Here is a 17,102-nt window from a genome sequence, read left to right on the forward strand (position 1 = left end):
CAAATTATGGAAACGGATGCGGATGCGGGTTTAATTGTTCAACTGTAAGAGGTTCATTTGTATACCCTAGCGTCATCGGTACGGTAAGAACTCTTTGTAATCCTGTTGTTCGGGTGAGATGATGCCCAAACGTCATCGGTAACATGCCTGGAATTAATACTTTTACACAAGATAATCCATTTTTTTGTATGAGAGGAAGCGTTTGATCAATGATGATTACTTCGAGTCCTGAGCGATGTAATCGATCTAAAAGATGGTGAAGGTCTATAGTTAAATCCATATCGAATGATCGCAATGTATTCATTTCTTGGAACGTTTGTACAGGGAGATCATCATGGAAAAGGAAGTCGAGACGATCTTCAGCTTCTTTTAAACTGTATAGCATACTATGATCTTCCATTTGTGTAACGAGATATGGATCCTGTAAACAATTTTCATATTTTTCTCTATTTTTTTCAAGGTCTTCATCCATTATAAGTAACATGCCTGCTAATTCATGAATCGCACTTTTAACAGCACGAATGGGTTCTAAATGGGCACCGCCTGCACAGACAAGATTTATTCCATCTTGTTTTGTATTTTTAGCGATCGCCCATATGCTTGGGATACCGTGTTCCATCGTTGCGTTGAAAACATGTAATTCATATCCAGTAATCGTACGTAATCTTTCAATCATTAATTGTAATTCGGTATCCTCTGCTGAATCAAGATCAAGACGTGGAAGAGGTAACTTTGCATACCAAGTGAGTAAGAAAGAATCTCGTTCAATTATCTCTAAAATTCCATGGAAGATGGCTTCTTCTAAACTACCGCCAATTGCACAGCCATTCGATGTTTCATACACGAAAGCCTCCCTGTGACCGAGGCTATAATAGGCAATTGATTCTGGCACTAAAAGTGGACGGTTTTCTGATAAAGAATATCCCCATACCCAATTTTGAGGCTGATCAGGATCAAATTGTTGAAATGGAAAACCCTCTTGATTGTAATGTTCATTTGTATGTACACCAAGTGTGAGAGGGTTCAGTGCAATATCGTCAAATTGTCTGTAGCTACCATGTACATTCGTCTTTTTTCCGCGAGGTGATATGCCGCAGTATCGTTCTAATCCTTCCAAAATAGCAGTTGCTTCACTAAGTGCAAATGAATGTGTTCGTCCTGCAACGCCTTCATTTGCAAGAAGTAGCGGCATGTTTACAATGACATCGGCAAACGGTAAGATGGAATGCTGCATTTTGCCGTTTAAAAGTCCCATCCGATAATCTAAATAATCCTTTGTTAAAAAAGTATTTAATTCATCGATAGAGCGGCAGCGATAACTGTCGTCACTCGTTTTCAAACTTGGTTGTAATGAGAGCTGGGCTGCAGCCATAGTATCATCGGGCAATGTACTACATACTGGGCAGAGTGGATCAGGGAGAAAGGAATGCCGATTGCATTGCAATGTTTGTAAGTTAAGTAAAATGAGTTCACTTTCTAAAGAAGACTGTCCTTTTGTTACTATTTTCTCTGTTTCAGCATGAATGAGCTGGCACATTTGTAGTAATCCAGTTTGTGTAGCACATACGTCCCGCCCTATAACATCATTTGACTTTATAGTGTATTTCCGTTGTAATTCCCACATTTCTTTTTGGTCAAAGCCAGCGATAAAACGCCGCCCATCAGCGCAATGAGAACATCCGGCTTTGTGAGGGTGAACGTAAGGGCCGATAATACCTTCACCAAACGAAGTAAAACCTCGAAGCCATGGAATATTTGCAGTACGAAAGATTTGTTCTGCATCATGATGGATGGAGGAGGGAGAACCATCATGTAATAAGAGCGCGATATGAATATTTTCAGGAAGCGTTTCTTCAATGGTACTTTGGCGAATGATTGAATAGTGAGGGGATAATTGTTCATATACGTAGTCCGCGAGTACGCCATCTCCTATGAGTAATACATGTTGATCCATCATTTTACCTCCTCTTCAATTAATACTCCAAATACACCATCTAAATTTTCTTTTAAAAAGGGTTCAATTGCTAGGTCAAAGACGAAAGGGTAAAGGTTGTTTTCTTTTAAATTTTGTAAAGCGAATTGCAAAGATTGTACGTTTGGAAGTTCTTGTTCTTCTTGTATTTCAATTCTAAAAGAATCAGCGCTGTATAAAAGAATAGAGGAGTCTGGTAATATATGAGATTTATAAGGAATCTCTTGATTTTGAATATGGAGCAATGCTTGTTGGAGCGCATTTCTTAATGCTAAAGTCATCGTAATGTCCGTGCTGCCATACCATTTGTCATTTGCACCAACCCAAACGACGGGAAAGCCAAGTAACTCTTTACCCATTCCTATTTTAGGTGTGTCATGTATGGTGGAGAGGGCATGGAAATAAAAACGGCAATGTTTGTCATAAATGTCGGTTAAATCTAGCTCGGTAATTTCTTCTGTCATATGTGATTGCCGTTCATATAATTTATTTCTTAAATGGCTTTGGAGTGCTCGGTACACACCTTCTGTCATCGTTTCACCAGCACCAATACCGATATCATTATGCTCAGGGATAAGGCGGTGAATAATTTCTTCTACATATGCTTCAATTCCTGTTAAACCAGCTTCGCGGCGTGCTTCATTATGAGTTAATCCTCCGCAAGTTATAAGAGGAAGTAGGGAAGTAGGCCCTTCTGATAACGGATTAGCGACTTGAATGTAGCACTGGGATAAAGGTAATTGATATAAATCTCGTTCATCCCACATATGAAAAATGCCGGCTTCTCTAGAGGTTAATGTATCAAAAAAGCGAAAAATTTCCGTTGAAGTATACTGTTCTGCATGGCGCTCCAAATTTTCAGTAAGATCTGGAACGGTTTCAATTGTAAAGCTTTCGTCAGTTGCGAGAGGATGTTTTATAAAAGAATGCCAGTTTCCTTCAAGTGTTTCGAAATCTAATAAAAAGAATTGTGGATTTTGTTCTCTATGCGAGGCACCAGCAACATGTTTAAACAACTCAAAAACAATAATATTTGCCAGCATAGCCCCCGCAATCGGTGAGAAGGGCTCAGGTGGTTGTTCATTTTGAATTGTATTTTCATGTATGCGATGCCATGCAGATTCCCAGCATTCTTCACGGTCAGTGGTAACGACAGGACCGGCTAAGCCGACTTGTTGCAAACATATAGCAGGTATAAAGTTTTTCTTTTCTTCCCTACAAATTGCATGTATTGCTCTTAAACTTTCAATATCCCCATTTTGAGAAACGTATAAAATCCAATCAAAAGGTTCGAATACTTCGTTTAAGGAACGATCTATTGTAGTATCTATTTCTTGAATAAGTACATTTTCATCAGTGGAGTAAGCTTTTTCTACAAGTTCATGAATCCGGTTATAATTTGTTTCTTCATGGTCCGTTATTAAATAGTGAAACTTTGGTAACCCGGATTCAAGTAAAGAAGAAACTAAGGAAGTAAACATATCGCCAGAACCGATTACGAGTACATTCGCCTCGCGATACGTTTGGAACTTTAAAGCACCTGAATGAGAAGATGTCTCTAAAAATTCAACTTGCGATGCGTATCTTTCAAGTAATGCTTCTTCTAATTCATGAGGAGCATCTTGACTTATATCGCGAACGAAGCCATTTTTATATAAAATCTCGCCAATTTCTAATACTCGATTTTGATAAGGGAGTGGAAGACCAGTCGTTAATTCTTCTAAAGAATGATTGCCGTTAAACATAGGCATTAATTTTTCAATCCAGTCATAAATCCCATTTCCTTCCATGCGAAATGAACTGGTGTTATTTCGAAAATAGACACCCCCGTTTGAATCGGGGAGGAAAAAGGTATCTTTATTTATTTTGAGCTTCGCGTGAGCTGGAAGAGTACTCATATGATTCCTCCTTCTTAGCAAAAATTATCATGGGCATACATTATCAGTGTATGTAATGTAATTTGTCCCTTATGTACGTAATAAAAAAGGCTGTAGAATGAATTCATTCTACAGCCTTTTTTTATTCGCAGTCTATCAACCTTCTAATAATAATGATTTTGGATCTTCAAGCATGTCTTTAACAGCAACAAGGAAGCTAACTGCTTCTTTACCATCAACAATACGGTGATCGTAAGATAAAGCGATGTACATCATTGGACGGTTTTCCATACGCTCGTTATCAATTGCAACTGGGCGTACTTGGATTTTGTGCATTCCTAGAATACCTACTTGTGGGCTATTTAGAATTGGTGTTGACATTAGAGAACCGAATACACCACCGTTTGTAATTGTAAATGTACCACCTTGTAGTTCTTTTAATGAAAGTTTGTTATCGCGTGCTTTCATACCTAAATTACGAATTTCGCTTTCGATTTCAGCGAAGTTTAATTGGTTAGCATCGCGTACAACTGGAACAACTAATCCATCTGGAGCTGCTACTGCAATACCGATATCATAGAATTTTTTAATGATAAGCTCGTCGCCTTGAATTTCAGCATTTAATAATGGGAATTGTTTTAATGCTGCAACAACTGCTTTTGTGAAGAATGACATGAAACCTAGACGTACATCATGTTTTTTCTCGAAAGCATCTTTACGCTCTTTACGTAATTCCATGATTGCACTCATATCAACTTCGTTAAATGTTGTTAACATTGCAGATGTTTGTTGAACTTCTACAAGACGTTTTGCAATTGTTTGACGGCGGCGGGACATTTTCACACGCTCAACTGGTTTTTCGAATTCAGTTTTTGCAACTGGAGCAGGAGCTGGACTTTTTGGAGCAGCTGGTGCTTCTTTTGGTGCTGCAGCATGAGCTTGTACATCATGTGGTCTCACACGTCCAAGTGGATCTGTGCTACGTACGTCGTTTAAGTCGATTCCTAATTCACGAGCCATTTTTCTAGCAGCTGGTGATGCGATAGGACGGTTCGTATTTGGTAAACCTTGTAGAGCCGTAGCTTGTTCAGCATTTGGAGCAGCAGCTTTCGGTGCTTCAGCTGTTTCTTGTTTTGGTTGCTCAGCCACTGGTGCAGGTGTACTTACTGCCACTTGTGCGCCATTTGCATCTAAAATTGCGATAGTTGCGCCAACTTCAACTGTATCCCCAGGCTCGCCTAGTAACTTCGATACAATACCTGAATCTTCTGCAATGATTTCTACATTGACTTTATCAGTTTCAAGCTCAACAACGCTGCCACCTTTCTCAACTTTGTCACCTACGTTGATAAGCCATTGTGAAATAGTTCCTTCTGTAATAGATTCTGCAAGCTCAGGTACTTTAATTTCGATCATTTTAAATGTCCTCCCCTTATTTGCCTAACGGTGTGTTTTGTCTTCTTTAATCTTCGGTAATCTCCATTTGTTAGCTCGACTTGGGCAGAATATCTGCCCAAATTGAGCCGGAAAAATTCATTGTTACTTTTAGTTGCTGTAAACTTCAATTTCTTGTTTATCTTGACGGAAGTTATACTTCGCATCTAAAGCGTGCGCCACAATTAGTTCTTGCTCAGCTTTGTGAGCGAACGGATCGCCTCCAGATGGGCTAGAACGATCTGGGCGTCCAATGTAACCTGTTTTCACTGTATCTCCAGCTAGTTCGAACAGAATTGGAGCCATGTAATGCCATGCGCCCATATTACGAGGTTCTTCTTGAACCCAAATAATTTCTTCTAAGTTTTTAAAGCGTTTCATAATAGATTGAACTTTCTCAGCAGGGAATGGGTACAACTGTTCAATACGAACAACATGAACTTCATCTAAGTTGTACTCATGCTTACCATTGTCGATCTCTGCAGCTAAGTCAATCGCCATTTTACCTGTGCTTAAAACAAGACGTTTAACTTTATTTGGTTTCATGCCAAGGTTTTCTTGTTCTAAAGCAGGTTGGAAACGTCCTTCGCTTAACTGACTAGCAGTTGAAAGCGTAAGTGGATGACGTAATAAACTCTTCGGCGTCATAAGTACTAAAGGTCGAACAGCTTCTGTTCCTAAAATAGATGCTTGACGACGCAAGATATGGAAGTACTGTGCTGCGCTCGTTAAGTTTGCAACTGACCAGTTGTTTTCAGCAGCTAACTGTAAGAAACGCTCTGGACGTGCACTAGAATGCTCTGGTCCTTGACCTTCATAACCGTGTGGTAATAGAAGGACTAAACCTGATTTTTGACCCCATTTTGCTCTTCCTGCTGAAACATATTGATCAAATAATGCTTGCGCAGTATTTGAGAAGTCACCATATTGCGCTTCCCACATCACAAGAGTTTCTGGAGCGAATACGTTATAACCATACTCATAACCAACAACTGCAGCTTCTGATAACGGACTGTTATGAACAGAGAATGAAGCGTTAATGTTCGGTAAGCGGTGTAATGGTGAATATGTTTCATTTGTATCAGTATCGTGTAATACGATATGACGATGCGCGAATGTACCACGCTGTGAATCTTGACCAGTTAAACGAATTGGCGTACCTTCTTGTAAAATAGAAGCGAATGCTAATGACTCAGCAAGTGCCCATTCAATTTTACCGTTCTCTTCAAGAGCATCTTTACGGCGCTCAAGAATTTTCTTTACCTTCGGATATACGTTAAAGCCTTCTGGCCAAGATAATAGGCCTTCATTAATTGCACGAAGTGAGTCAAGCTCAACACCAGTATCGATTGGCTGAATGCCTTTTGCAACAACATCTGGCACTTTAACGTGAATTGTTGCATCGCTCGTATCAGCTGGTGGTACTTGTGCATAGTCAGATTTTAATTGTTCCTGTATAAACTGTGTAATTGTTTCAACCTCATCTGCATTCAGAACACCAGCAGCTTGTAATTGATCTGCATAAATCGCTCTTACAGTTGGGTGATTTTTAATTTTTTTGTACACTTGTGGTTGCGTAACTGCTGGGTCATCCATTTCGTTATGACCGTAGCGGCGGTAACCGATTAAATCGATTAAGAAGTCTTTTTTGAACAACGTACGATATTGGATCGCAAGGTTAGCAGCAGCAAGACAAGCTTCCGGATCATCAGCGTTCACGTGAACAATCGGAATATCAAAACCTTTTGCAAGATCACTTGAATATTTTGTAGAACGAGAATCATAGCTATCAGTCGTAAAACCAACTGCATTGTTTGCGATAACATGAATTGTTCCGCCCGTTTGGTACGCGTTCAATCTGCTTAAGTTGAGTGTCTCAGATACAATACCTTGACCAGGGAATGCAGCGTCACCATGAACTAAAACTACGAATGATTTAGAAGTATCTTGTTCTGGAAGACCAGACTTTTTACGATTCTCTTGAGCCGCGCGTGCGAAACCTTCCACAACAGGGTTAACGAACTCAAGGTGACTTGGGTTATTTGCTAATGTAACGCGAGTGCTAACTTCTTCATTACTAACGACTTGTTCTCTACCTAAATGGTATTTCACGTCGCCAGTCCAGCCAGCATTTGCTGTTGCACCATCTATTTTTGCATGTTTGAATTCAGCAAACATGTGAGTATATGGTTTTTCTAATACGTGAGCAAGTACGCTTAAACGACCGCGGTGAGCCATACCAATCATGACATCTTCAACGCCATTTTTAGCACCTTCTAGAACAATTTCATCTAGAACGGGTACAAGCATATCAACGCCCTCGATAGAGAAACGTTTTTGACCAACGAATGTTTTATGCAAGAATTGCTCGAAACCTTCAACAGCTGTTAAACGTTTTAAAAGAGCAGTTCGTTTTTTATTTGATAATGGTTGACGCAATGAATTTGATTCCACCATTTGATGCAACCACGCGCGTTCTTCACTATCTTGTATATGTGAGAATTCATAAGCTAAAGATTTTGTATAAACTTCTTTTAATCTATGAATTACATCAAATGCAGTGTGAATACCTTCTGGTGCATTTTGCCATACTGTTTTAGCTGGAATCGCTTTCAAATCTTCATCGCTAAGTTCGTTCATTACTTTCTCGATTAGAGATTGTCCATTTACAGGCTCTTCCATTGGGTTAATATGAGCCAATGTATGCCCAAATGAACGGATCTGCTCAACAAGCTGAACGACTTTAAGAATCTTTTCAATGTTTCCTGTATTTTGAGGAGAAAAATTTGTTTCTGTGTTGTCCCCTGTTACGACATCTGCTTGGAACGAAGGAGCTCCAAAAATTTCAAAAAGCTCTTGTAATTCCGGATCAACAGAACCTGCTCCAGTTACGTAAAGATCATACTGTTCAATAACATAACCAAGGTTCGGACCATGGAACTTGGCCCAAGGGTTTGTCGTTGTATTCTTCCTCGTCATTTGTTTAAACCTCCCAATGCATATAATCCTTTTCCTATACAAAAGGTGCATTTTGCTCTTTTCAATAATTGATGAATCAGTAATGAATGTAAATGTTTTCTTTACTCTTATGTTATTACAATAATTTACATAATACCAAACACTATTACTTATCTGTTTTGTAAAAAAACATTCACAATTACTTATCACCCAAGTTAATCTTTCATGTTATAAAGTAAATTTACAGAAAAAATGGGTGGATATATTTGGTATACCTGCACAAACAGCAAATAATATGGCATGTAAATATAGGTATATTTGTTAGAATGTGTAGATAAAAAGTGTTCGATTTATGTATATTGAAATAATAAGCGCTTTCATTAATATTATACAACAATATAACGGAATATAGTATAAAAAATAAAAAATTATGAATTTATCGTAAACTTTATTTCGATAGTGTTAAATATTGAAAGAAAAATGAAGGATTTGCGCAAAAAAAGTGGCTACACATGAAAAACGGTGCGTAAATCGTTAGTTTTTAAAAATATGGCGAAAAACAACTAAAAAACAATAGCTTATTTCCTCCACATAGGGAAAGGAATGCAATGTTTTGAAAGGATAAAGCGCATATGGGGATATTAAATTTTTGAAAAGCAGGGAAGGAGATATAATAACATATACATATAGAAGGAAAAATTGGATGTTTTCCTTCTATATACTATTCCATTTTTGATTTAAAAATAATCGTGATGAGATTGAAAAAAGTTTCTTCTATATTAAAGAAAAAGATGAGCGAATGAAACTCATTTGTTATAAAGGAATGTTCTTCTCCTTTTTTGCGCTAACAGCATATTATCTTCTATTTTCTATCGGATTAAATGCAAAGCTAGTTACATTATCGGCAATTGAGTTACTGAACATATTAATGGCTCTAACGATGAGTACGGTATTTCTCTCATTTGTTGTTTTATCGAAAAGATATTAAGATGTAAGTGAGAAAGGAAGATTGAAATATGCAAATGATGTATGCCTTTGGTATCGGGCTAGTTTTGTTTTTAGCAGTATTCTTATTCATTCGTAAAGACGTACAAGGTGGTACCTTAACGAAAAAAGGATTCTATAAACTGATCGGATGCTTAGTCGTTATGTTTATAGCAATTGTCGTATTAATCGTTTTAATTAATAACTCATTATAAAGATAAGAAGACTCCTTACTAAAAATAGGGGTCTTCTTTTCGTTTATGGAACTAAAAATGACCATAAAAACGATTTACTATCTATAAAAATAATATATAAGGAGAATAGTATATGAATAAAAAAGCTATCTTCTTTTTATTTATATCTTATACCTAATATCGACTCTCCAAGAATGACAGTTTGGTTTGATGTTAAACCGTTTTAAAAAAGGTTTTTTAAGAGCACATGCTGTATATAGTTATTATTTACTTCAAAAAATTAGTAATTTAGGAGGAATAATAATGAAAGCGATTACTGAGGGTGTTTTATTATGGGAACCATCGCAGCACCAAATTGAAAAAGCAGGAGTCAGTCTTTTTATGAAATGGCTCAAACGAGAGAAAGGTTTATCTTTTGGAAATCAAAAGGAATTATGGGAATGGTCTGTCGAAGAACTTGAATCGTTTTGGGGAAGTATTTGGAGTTATTGCCAAGTCCAATCTAAGACACCCTATAATCAAGTTTTGGAATCAAGAAAGATGCCTGGGGCAAAATGGTTTACTGGTGCTACATTAAATTATGCGGAACATGTCTTTCGAGGTAGTAGAGAAAATAAGCCGGCAGTAATCTTTCAATCAGAAACGACCCGGAGAACAGAAATAAGCTGGAAAGAACTTCAGGAAAAAACGGCAATGGTTGCAAATTCCCTGAAGCAGTTAGGGGTGAAACGAGGGGATCGTGTTGTTGCCTATATGCCTAATATTCCCGAAACTATAATTGCTTTTTTAGCATGTGCTAGTATTGGTGCTATTTGGTCTAGCTGTTCTCCAGATTTCGGAACGGGTACTGTTATTGATCGATTTAAGCAAATTGAACCGACTATTTTATTTGCGGTGGATGGATATTCCTATAACGGTAGAATTCAGAATAGACTTACAAATATTTCGGAACTTCAATCAGAACTGCCTACCTTAAAGAAGACAATTTTAATTCCATATATCAACAGTAACGATTCTAAGTTGAATGATCATACGATGTATTGGAATGACATCTTACAGGGGGATTGTGAGCTTGTCTTTGAAAACGTGCCATTTGATCATCCTCTTTGGATATTATTTTCTTCGGGAACAACTGGATTGCCAAAACCAATTGTACAAAGTCAAGGTGGGATACTATTAGAACAGCTTAAAACATTATTAGTTGAACAGGGTGTTAACAAAGATGATGTGTTCTTTTGGTTTACAACGACAGGATGGATGATGTGGAATCTTTTAGTAGGCGGTCTTTTGGCTGGGGGTACCATTGTTTTATATGACGGCAGCCCATCTTATCCTAGTATACATGTATTATGGGACCTTGCAGAAGAAGTCGGTGTTACTTTCTTTGGTACAAGTGCAGGTTTCTTAAGTGCATGTATGAAATTTGGGATTAAGCTGAAAGAAAGGCACAGTTTTGCTAAGTTAAGATCTATTTGTTCAACAGGTTCCCCTTTATCTATAGAAGGATTCTTATGGGTATATGAAAATGTGAAAAAAGATGTGTGGCTTGTTTCAACGAGTGGGGGAACTGATGTATGTACTGCATTTGTTGGCGGCTCTCCTATATTGCCTGTTTACGCAGGAGAAATACAAGCTCGTTCTTTAGGTGCTCACGTACAATCATTCGATGATGAGGGAAAAACAGTTATCAATGAAGTAGGAGAATTGGTTATAACTGCTCCGATGCCATCTATGCCTCTTTATTTTTGGGGAGATGATCATAACAAACGTTATCTTGAAAGTTATTTTGATGTGTATCCAGGAATTTGGAGACATGGTGATTGGATTAAATTTGATGATAAAGGAAGCTGTGTCATTTTTGGAAGATCAGATTCAACCATTAACCGACTGGGGGTACGCCTAGGGACTAGTGAAATCTATCGTGTGGTCGAGGCTCTAGATGATATTATGGAGAGCTTAATAATTGATTTAGAACTTCTTGGGCGCAAATCATATATGCCCCTCTTTGTCGTGTTAAAACCTGGATTAACTATGTGCGACGATTTAAAAGAAACAATAAAAGCTGAAATTAAAGAAAAGGTTTCACCTCGTTTTGTCCCCGATGAAGTGTATGTAGTAGAGCAAATTCCGAAAACATTAAGCGGAAAGAAACTAGAAGTCCCAATTCGTAAGATTTTATTAGGATTTCCGGCAGAAAAGGTAGTTAATTCAGGTTCCATGGCTAATCCAGAATCATTAAGTTTCTTTGTGGATCTAGCACGAATTATAAATGAGCAAGAATAATCGTTTTACCTTTTATACGGAAGCACGTATCTTTGCTCAATTGAGTAGGGATACGTATTTTTTTGTAAATAGAGAAAGGAAGTATCATAAAATAACTTTGGGTCTAAATTACTAGATAATACTCTACGTTTTACGAGTTATAAGCCGTTTTGAATGCATTTGTATATTTGTATTTTGGATATACGTACTCAATTTCTTTGAGGGTTCTCTAGGGAAAATGTCCTTACAATGTAAGATAACGGGGCTAATATGTAATTTATAAAGGAAATCTGATCTGGTAAATCAATATTTTTAAAATTCTCCATTCCACCGCATTCTTCAGCTTGATTATGGATCTTAAAGACACACTTATAAAATAACGGAAAATGTTCCTTAGGCATATCATCAAGTAGAATATAACCTTCTTCAACGGTTTTAGCATGAGCTGTCGCATAATCAACTTTAAAAATACCTTCAAAACGAGATTCGAAATATAATAGAATTATCCAAGGGATGTAAATTCTCTGATTGCACTCACACAATCGAACCTAACTGTGCAGTTAAAAAAGCAATTTCTGAAGACATTCTCTTAGATGAAAAATTTAATAACTATTATAGATTTAAAAACGAAACAGAATATGTTTCTAAGCAAAAGAATAAAACTAAGGCTATTGATTATATGAAACAATTGAAGCTTTTTGAAAATCGTAGTTAAGAATATACTGGGTCGCATAAGATATTTTAAAGTTGATTTCCCAATTTGGAAGTCGGCTTTTTTGTGTTTTTATCATGTATTACTATTTTGTACGAATTTCAGAATTCATACATTCCAGAGTGTTTGGAAACCCTAAAGGACTTCCAAACACTCTGAAAAAAAGTTCTAGTAATCTAGAACTTTTTTTATTTTAAATTGATATACCGTTTAAAATACCCAAAATCGCAATTATCATGTATTTATAGTATTTTACCTGTAGGGCCTCGTCGGAAATTTTATTTTTCAAAAGATAATGTATAGCTTCAATTCCACCAGCTATTATAAACCCTGATACTAATACATCTGTTAAAAAATCAAAATTTTTATCTGTTATCCAAATTGGCATAAGTATCGAAAAACAAGAAATAATAAAACACCAAAAAATATTTAATTTAAATTCTTTTAAAATATTTTCAGTTGTAATATCTTTCATATTTGAAATTTTATGAAATAAAAGTGTGTTTTTTAAATATATTATTCCTGCTATTAATATAAGTACACTACATAAAAAATTAACTGCAATAGTAACGTATGCCATTTATTTTTCCTTCTTCCTATTTACATGCGGCCCATACACCTGTGGCTCCAGTAAGTTCTGCCGCTAAACCAACAAGGGCTTGACCACCTACACGCATTCTTTCTTCCCATGTTGTTGCCCCAACAAGAAGTTTTGCAGTCTGACTAAATCCACCCAATGCATTTATATATTTTTTAATTTTAATTAATTTTGAAACTGCAATTAAATTTCCACCTACAAACGCAACTAAAGCACCTGAACATTTTCCTATTTTAACCCAATCTGGATCAGCAATGACTGGAAATGCAGTATTTTCATTAAAATCAACAACTTGAATTAAGTTATTTCCTTCAAGTTTATAATGTGTAGAAATAGGTTTTCCATTTGCATCTTTTGCCCAAGCTGGAGAAAAAACACTTTGAATCATATTCTCTGAATCTACTATAAATATTTCCCCTGTATCATATTCTTCACCCATATACTCCGCAGAAGTTATTAATTTCCCACCATTTGGAATATTAACGATGAATTTATATTCATTTGGAGCGGAAGCATCTTTAATCTTAATGAGAGAACGCACTCCATCTTTTGTTGTTTGTACTGCTAAATCAGCAGGTTCATTTGGATCTTGGTAAATAATGGTTCCATTCTCTGTTTTAATTGCATTTTTCGAATTTAATTTTGGAAGAGAAATTCGTAAAGATTCATTGTTATTTTCAATAGTGATTGGATTTGAGTCAAGAGAAGACGGAACTTTGACTATTCCTGATGAATTTTTTGCAATAGTAATATTATTTCTATCTGATTCAAATGCTTTCAGAATATCGTTAACCCCAGTATTACGTTCAATCATCAAAGCTGTAGAATTAGCTTCCGTTTTTTCCATTAAAGCAGTTTCTGTTTTTTTTTGTAGTAATATCTTCTGCTTTTATTGAAGGAGTCAAAATAGATATACCCATTGCTCCTACAATTAATCCTGTCATAACTTTTTTCGATATTAATTTCATAAAAACCTCCTATGTTACTTTATTTTTTGTACAGAATTACCAAGTAGAATATCATTAAACTAGGATGTTTGAGGGGAGAGGTTACAAAACACTTTTTCCTCCTTAAAGTCCTTCACAGCAAACTTAAGTAGCATTTTCTTATCAGTCCTTTGTTAGTTTATAGAAACAAAAAAGAGGACTACCCCTGAGCCAGCTGATTAGCTGACTAGAAGTAGTCCTCTTTTAACTTGTGGTGTCTGATGGAGACCTCCACAGTTTTAGCTTTTGAGAATATCCTCTCAAGCCTTGATACTATTAGGTTTTATGACCCCGACTGGGTTCGAACCAGCGACCTCCACCCTGTCAAGGTGGCGCTCTCCCTGCTGAGCTACGGGATCATGATAAATGTTTATAATTACTATGCGATTTAATTTTTAGAATAATCAAACTAAATGACTATCTCCATAATATCATAGCATTTTTATAGTAGCAATCATAAATAGAAGCAGTATTATAATTTTCTTTCCTATCTTTTTTCTATGAAATGTATGATGGGTATGCAAACGAACTTAAGTTTTATAATAGTAGAGTTTTCGCCGGGAACGACAGTATAAAATTTATTTGGATTAATATAACGGTTACAAAGGAGCCCCCATTTTATTTAGGTTGAGGGCTTTTATGTAGGTTTCTGAAAGTGAGAGTTTTTATGGATCTTTTGATGTAGGTTGTCGTTTGCTTTAATCGTAAAGAAGTAATGTCGTGGAATTTTGTCATGGAGCGGATCGATACTATTTCTTTTGAAATTTTCGCAGAGGGCTTTCATCGTGTAAATCAACGAGAAAAGGGAATAAGAATAATAAAGGTAAGCCAATAATCTCAGAGCTAAAAAACCTAAAGGTATCATCTGACATGTACTGTCTCCCAAAGCAGTATGGACAATCTTTTTCGAATTTCATAAAAAACGACCATACTTCTTTTACTTTCCACTTCGTTTTACAATACGTACAACGTGCCATAAAGCACTCCCTATTCTTTTTTTGCTACTTGAAACGTATATTCTATTTTTTCTAATATATTCTATTTTATTATACTGAAAATAAGTGAGTTATTTTAGATTTTTACATGTGAACAATCTTATTTCTATTCTAGCTTTAAAGCAATCATTATACGAACCCTTGCGTATGTAGCACTTGATTAAAATAGTCCATGGTCAAAGTAGTTAGAATTTTCTTTATTTAATTTTGGATGATATATCCTTTTTACAATTGTATGGAAATCATGTATAACAGAAGTACAAGCTAATTTTATAAATATGCAGGAATAGAGGGAGCACATATATAATGGTAAGAAAAACTTTCAAAATGCGTGTGCCTCGAAATAGAACGATCTCAGTGAAAGGTTCGATTCTTGACGTGGATGTTACACATGATGAGTTTTTAGAAGAGTTTATTGAGTGGGTGGATTCTAAAGGTTGGTCGTTTATGGGGATGACAGATGAGATTACGATAGAAGAAGCTGGGCAAAATTTAATAGATTCATTGAATGATGAGAAGGATAAGAAAGAGTGAGTCCTTCTTATTTTTATTTGTATCATTATGTTTCTAATCGTAAAAATATGATATAGTAAAAAATAGTGAATATTCTTCCAGTTTAATTCCAGTTGGATGTTAGTTTATGAGAATTCATATATACGGGATGAAAGAAAAGTGAAAAGGGAGATTTTTATGGGTAATTGTAAGAAAATTATGGTTTTTATTTTGGGAGTTTGTGTGTTTTTATTAACACCTATGACGTTGTATGCTGAGACAGAAGCAGGGACAGTTCCTGTACCACAAGGACAACCACCTGCGGAAGGTCCGAATGTATTTGGACAGTTTGCGGTTACAATTGATGCGAAAACAGGAGATGTGTTGTATGACAAAAGTGCACATCAACGTGCATTTCCAGCTAGTATGACAAAAGTTTTGACAGCGATTTTGTTTATGGAGCATGTGAAGCCTGAGGAGCAAATTTCATTTTCTCAATTGGCATTAGATCAGGAGAAGAGTAATTATCAGATCGAGTTCCAAGTTGGAGAGACTGTGAATCGGAATACAGCACTTATGATTTTAATGGTATTAAGTGCGAATGATATGTCGTATGCGATCGCGGAGCGTATTGGGGGCAGCGTGGAGAATTTTGCGAATATGATGAACGAGAAGGCGAAGCAGTTAGGGGCAAAGGATAGTCATTTTGTAACACCGAATGGTTTACATGATCCAAATCATTATACGACGCCATATGATATGGCGATGATTACGAGAGGTGTTCAAAAGTATCCTGAAATTTTACAGGCAATGAATACGAAAAGAACGACTGTTACGACATCTGCACAAACTGTTTCTATTTTTAATAAATCTATTTATTTTGAAAATCCATATAGTATTGGTGGGAAAACTGGTTTTACAAATGAAGCACGTAATACGCTTGTTTTATTAAATGAAAAAGATGGGAATCGAATTATCAATGTAGTGATGGCTTCACAGAGACCAGAGATTTATGAAGATCTGAAACAGATGACCGATTTTTCTTTTTCGCAATTTGCGAAGCAAACTGTATTAGATAAAAATAATTGGCATCAAAAGACAACGTATTTAGATAAAGATATTGATTGTGAGCTAGAAAAAAGTGCAGAGCTTATGTTGAAGAAGGATGAAGGAAAGAATGTGCAAACTGTTTTTCGAGCATCAACAGTTGATAAGGAATCTTTGTATCATAAAGGGATTCATCGTGGTGAAGTAGTCGGAGCAGTTGATATTAAAAAAAATAATCAAACGATCGCTAGTATTAATGTTCTTTCTAAAGAAGATGTGAAGTTTGTGATGCCGAAAAAAGATACAGTTGCACCTGAAGTGAAGGATTCGAATATGAAAACAATAGGTATTGGAATCGGAATTATTTTGCTATTTGGATTATTCCTGTATGTAGTAATACGACGTAATAAAAAGGGGGTAACATCAGAAGAAAAGTAAGTGTGTATATAGGCTGTGAAGGGTATCTCTTCACAGTTTTTTTGATGTATATAAAGACTGTGAAGAAAAAGTTAAATTTAACTAATAATTGTAAATTTTCGTTGCATTCGCATTTCGTTCGTTATATCATTGACTTGTGTTCTTGTTAGAGAA

Annotated in this window: 13 protein-coding genes, 1 tRNA gene and 1 pseudogene; 6 read left to right on the forward strand and 9 right to left on the reverse strand. The window is 36.1% G+C overall.

Features of this window, described 5'->3' with window-relative positions; genetic code table 11:
* Positions 1–4 precede the first annotated feature (4 nt).
* From DJ93_RS18960 to odhA, 4 genes are all read right to left on the reverse strand, one after another.
* Positions 5–1,954 carry a TOMM precursor leader peptide-binding protein gene (locus tag DJ93_RS18960; protein ID WP_042982557.1) on the reverse strand — a complete coding sequence of 650 codons (1,950 nt, stop codon included), beginning with the start codon at positions 1,952–1,954 and terminating at the stop codon, positions 5–7.
* Positions 1,954–3,870 (reverse strand): putative thiazole-containing bacteriocin maturation protein, encoded by a 1,917-nt coding sequence (locus DJ93_RS18965; protein ID WP_042982559.1) that lies wholly within the window; start codon positions 3,868–3,870, stop codon positions 1,954–1,956. The genes DJ93_RS18960 and DJ93_RS18965 overlap by 1 nt, the downstream gene beginning before the upstream one ends.
* A 135-nt stretch (positions 3,871–4,005) precedes the next feature.
* Positions 4,006–5,265: a 2-oxoglutarate dehydrogenase complex dihydrolipoyllysine-residue succinyltransferase gene (odhB, locus tag DJ93_RS18970; protein WP_042982560.1), complete on the reverse strand. Its 1,260-nt coding sequence runs from the start codon at positions 5,263–5,265 to the stop codon at positions 4,006–4,008.
* A gap of 129 nt (positions 5,266–5,394) precedes the next feature.
* Positions 5,395–8,262 carry a 2-oxoglutarate dehydrogenase E1 component gene (gene odhA, locus DJ93_RS18975; protein ID WP_042982561.1) on the reverse strand — a complete coding sequence of 956 codons (2,868 nt, stop codon included), beginning with the start codon at positions 8,260–8,262 and terminating at the stop codon, positions 5,395–5,397.
* A gap of 760 nt (positions 8,263–9,022) precedes the next feature.
* Between odhA and DJ93_RS18980 the strand changes: the two are divergent.
* The 4 genes and pseudogenes from DJ93_RS18980 to DJ93_RS33795 all read left to right on the forward strand — a co-directional run.
* Positions 9,023–9,229 (forward strand): annotated as a pseudogene (locus DJ93_RS18980) (permease); the annotation flags it as partial.
* A 28-nt stretch (positions 9,230–9,257) separates the two neighbouring features.
* A complete protein-coding gene (locus DJ93_RS18985) occupies positions 9,258–9,440 on the forward strand; it encodes a DUF3976 domain-containing protein (protein ID WP_042982563.1) in 183 nt (60 codons plus the stop codon).
* Between the two features lie 282 nt (positions 9,441–9,722).
* The gene (locus tag DJ93_RS18990; RefSeq protein ID WP_042982564.1) at positions 9,723–11,702 is read left to right on the forward strand and encodes an acetoacetate--CoA ligase; all 1,980 of its coding nucleotides are present in this window, start codon (positions 9,723–9,725) and stop codon (positions 11,700–11,702) included.
* A 463-nt stretch (positions 11,703–12,165) separates the two neighbouring features.
* Positions 12,166–12,396, forward strand: a complete 231-nt coding sequence (locus DJ93_RS33795) for a hypothetical protein (protein WP_117287907.1) — start codon at positions 12,166–12,168, stop codon at positions 12,394–12,396.
* A gap of 190 nt (positions 12,397–12,586) precedes the next feature.
* Here DJ93_RS33795 and DJ93_RS19000 read toward each other — a convergent pair whose 3' ends face one another.
* The 5 genes from DJ93_RS19000 to DJ93_RS19020 all read right to left on the reverse strand — a co-directional run bounded on the left by DJ93_RS19000 (position 12,587) and on the right by DJ93_RS19020 (position 14,954).
* Positions 12,587–12,973, reverse strand: coding sequence for a hypothetical protein (locus DJ93_RS19000; protein WP_042982566.1), 387 nt, complete (start codon positions 12,971–12,973; stop codon positions 12,587–12,589).
* Positions 12,974–12,989: 16 nt separating this feature from the next.
* Positions 12,990–13,838, reverse strand: coding sequence for a hypothetical protein (locus tag DJ93_RS32315; RefSeq protein WP_241484297.1), 849 nt, complete (start codon positions 13,836–13,838; stop codon positions 12,990–12,992).
* Positions 13,819–13,959, reverse strand: coding sequence for a hypothetical protein (locus DJ93_RS33800; protein WP_241484298.1), 141 nt, complete (start codon positions 13,957–13,959; stop codon positions 13,819–13,821). The genes DJ93_RS32315 and DJ93_RS33800 overlap by 20 nt, the downstream gene beginning before the upstream one ends.
* Positions 13,960–14,263: 304 nt before the next feature.
* Positions 14,264–14,336, reverse strand: a tRNA-Val gene (locus DJ93_RS19015).
* Between the two features lie 390 nt (positions 14,337–14,726).
* Positions 14,727–14,954 (reverse strand): hypothetical protein, encoded by a 228-nt coding sequence (locus tag DJ93_RS19020; RefSeq protein ID WP_042982567.1) that lies wholly within the window; start codon positions 14,952–14,954, stop codon positions 14,727–14,729.
* 324 nt (positions 14,955–15,278) lie between these two features.
* Between DJ93_RS19020 and DJ93_RS19025 the strand changes: the two genes are divergently transcribed.
* A complete protein-coding gene (locus tag DJ93_RS19025; protein WP_042982568.1) occupies positions 15,279–15,506 on the forward strand; it encodes a hypothetical protein in 228 nt (75 codons plus the stop codon).
* A 156-nt stretch (positions 15,507–15,662) separates the two neighbouring features.
* Positions 15,663–16,949: a D-alanyl-D-alanine carboxypeptidase family protein gene (locus tag DJ93_RS19030; protein ID WP_042982570.1), complete on the forward strand. Its 1,287-nt coding sequence runs from the start codon at positions 15,663–15,665 to the stop codon at positions 16,947–16,949.
* The last annotated feature ends 153 nt before the right edge of the window (positions 16,950–17,102 follow it).

Source organism: Bacillus clarus, from assembly GCF_000746925.1.
Taxonomy (GTDB): domain Bacteria; phylum Bacillota; class Bacilli; order Bacillales; family Bacillaceae_G; genus Bacillus_A; species Bacillus_A clarus.

Coding starts and splice junctions, on each gene's coding strand:
- DJ93_RS18960 (WP_042982557.1), bottom strand. CDS start 1,954: ATGGATCAACATGTATTACTCATAGGAGATGGCGTACTCGCGGACTAC.
- DJ93_RS18965 (WP_042982559.1), bottom strand. CDS start 3,870: ATGAGTACTCTTCCAGCTCACGCGAAGCTCAAAATAAATAAAGATACC.
- odhB (WP_042982560.1), bottom strand. CDS start 5,265: ATGATCGAAATTAAAGTACCTGAGCTTGCAGAATCTATTACAGAAGGA.
- odhA (WP_042982561.1), bottom strand. CDS start 8,262: ATGACGAGGAAGAATACAACGACAAACCCTTGGGCCAAGTTCCATGGT.
- DJ93_RS18985 (WP_042982563.1), top strand. CDS start 9,258: ATGCAAATGATGTATGCCTTTGGTATCGGGCTAGTTTTGTTTTTAGCA.
- DJ93_RS18990 (WP_042982564.1), top strand. CDS start 9,723: ATGAAAGCGATTACTGAGGGTGTTTTATTATGGGAACCATCGCAGCAC.
- DJ93_RS19000 (WP_042982566.1), bottom strand. CDS start 12,973: ATGGCATACGTTACTATTGCAGTTAATTTTTTATGTAGTGTACTTATA.
- DJ93_RS32315 (WP_241484297.1), bottom strand. CDS start 13,838: ATGGAAAAAACGGAAGCTAATTCTACAGCTTTGATGATTGAACGTAAT.
- DJ93_RS33800 (WP_241484298.1), bottom strand. CDS start 13,959: ATGAAATTAATATCGAAAAAAGTTATGACAGGATTAATTGTAGGAGCA.
- DJ93_RS19020 (WP_042982567.1), bottom strand. CDS start 14,954: ATGGCACGTTGTACGTATTGTAAAACGAAGTGGAAAGTAAAAGAAGTA.
- DJ93_RS19025 (WP_042982568.1), top strand. CDS start 15,279: ATGGTAAGAAAAACTTTCAAAATGCGTGTGCCTCGAAATAGAACGATC.
- DJ93_RS19030 (WP_042982570.1), top strand. CDS start 15,663: ATGGGTAATTGTAAGAAAATTATGGTTTTTATTTTGGGAGTTTGTGTG.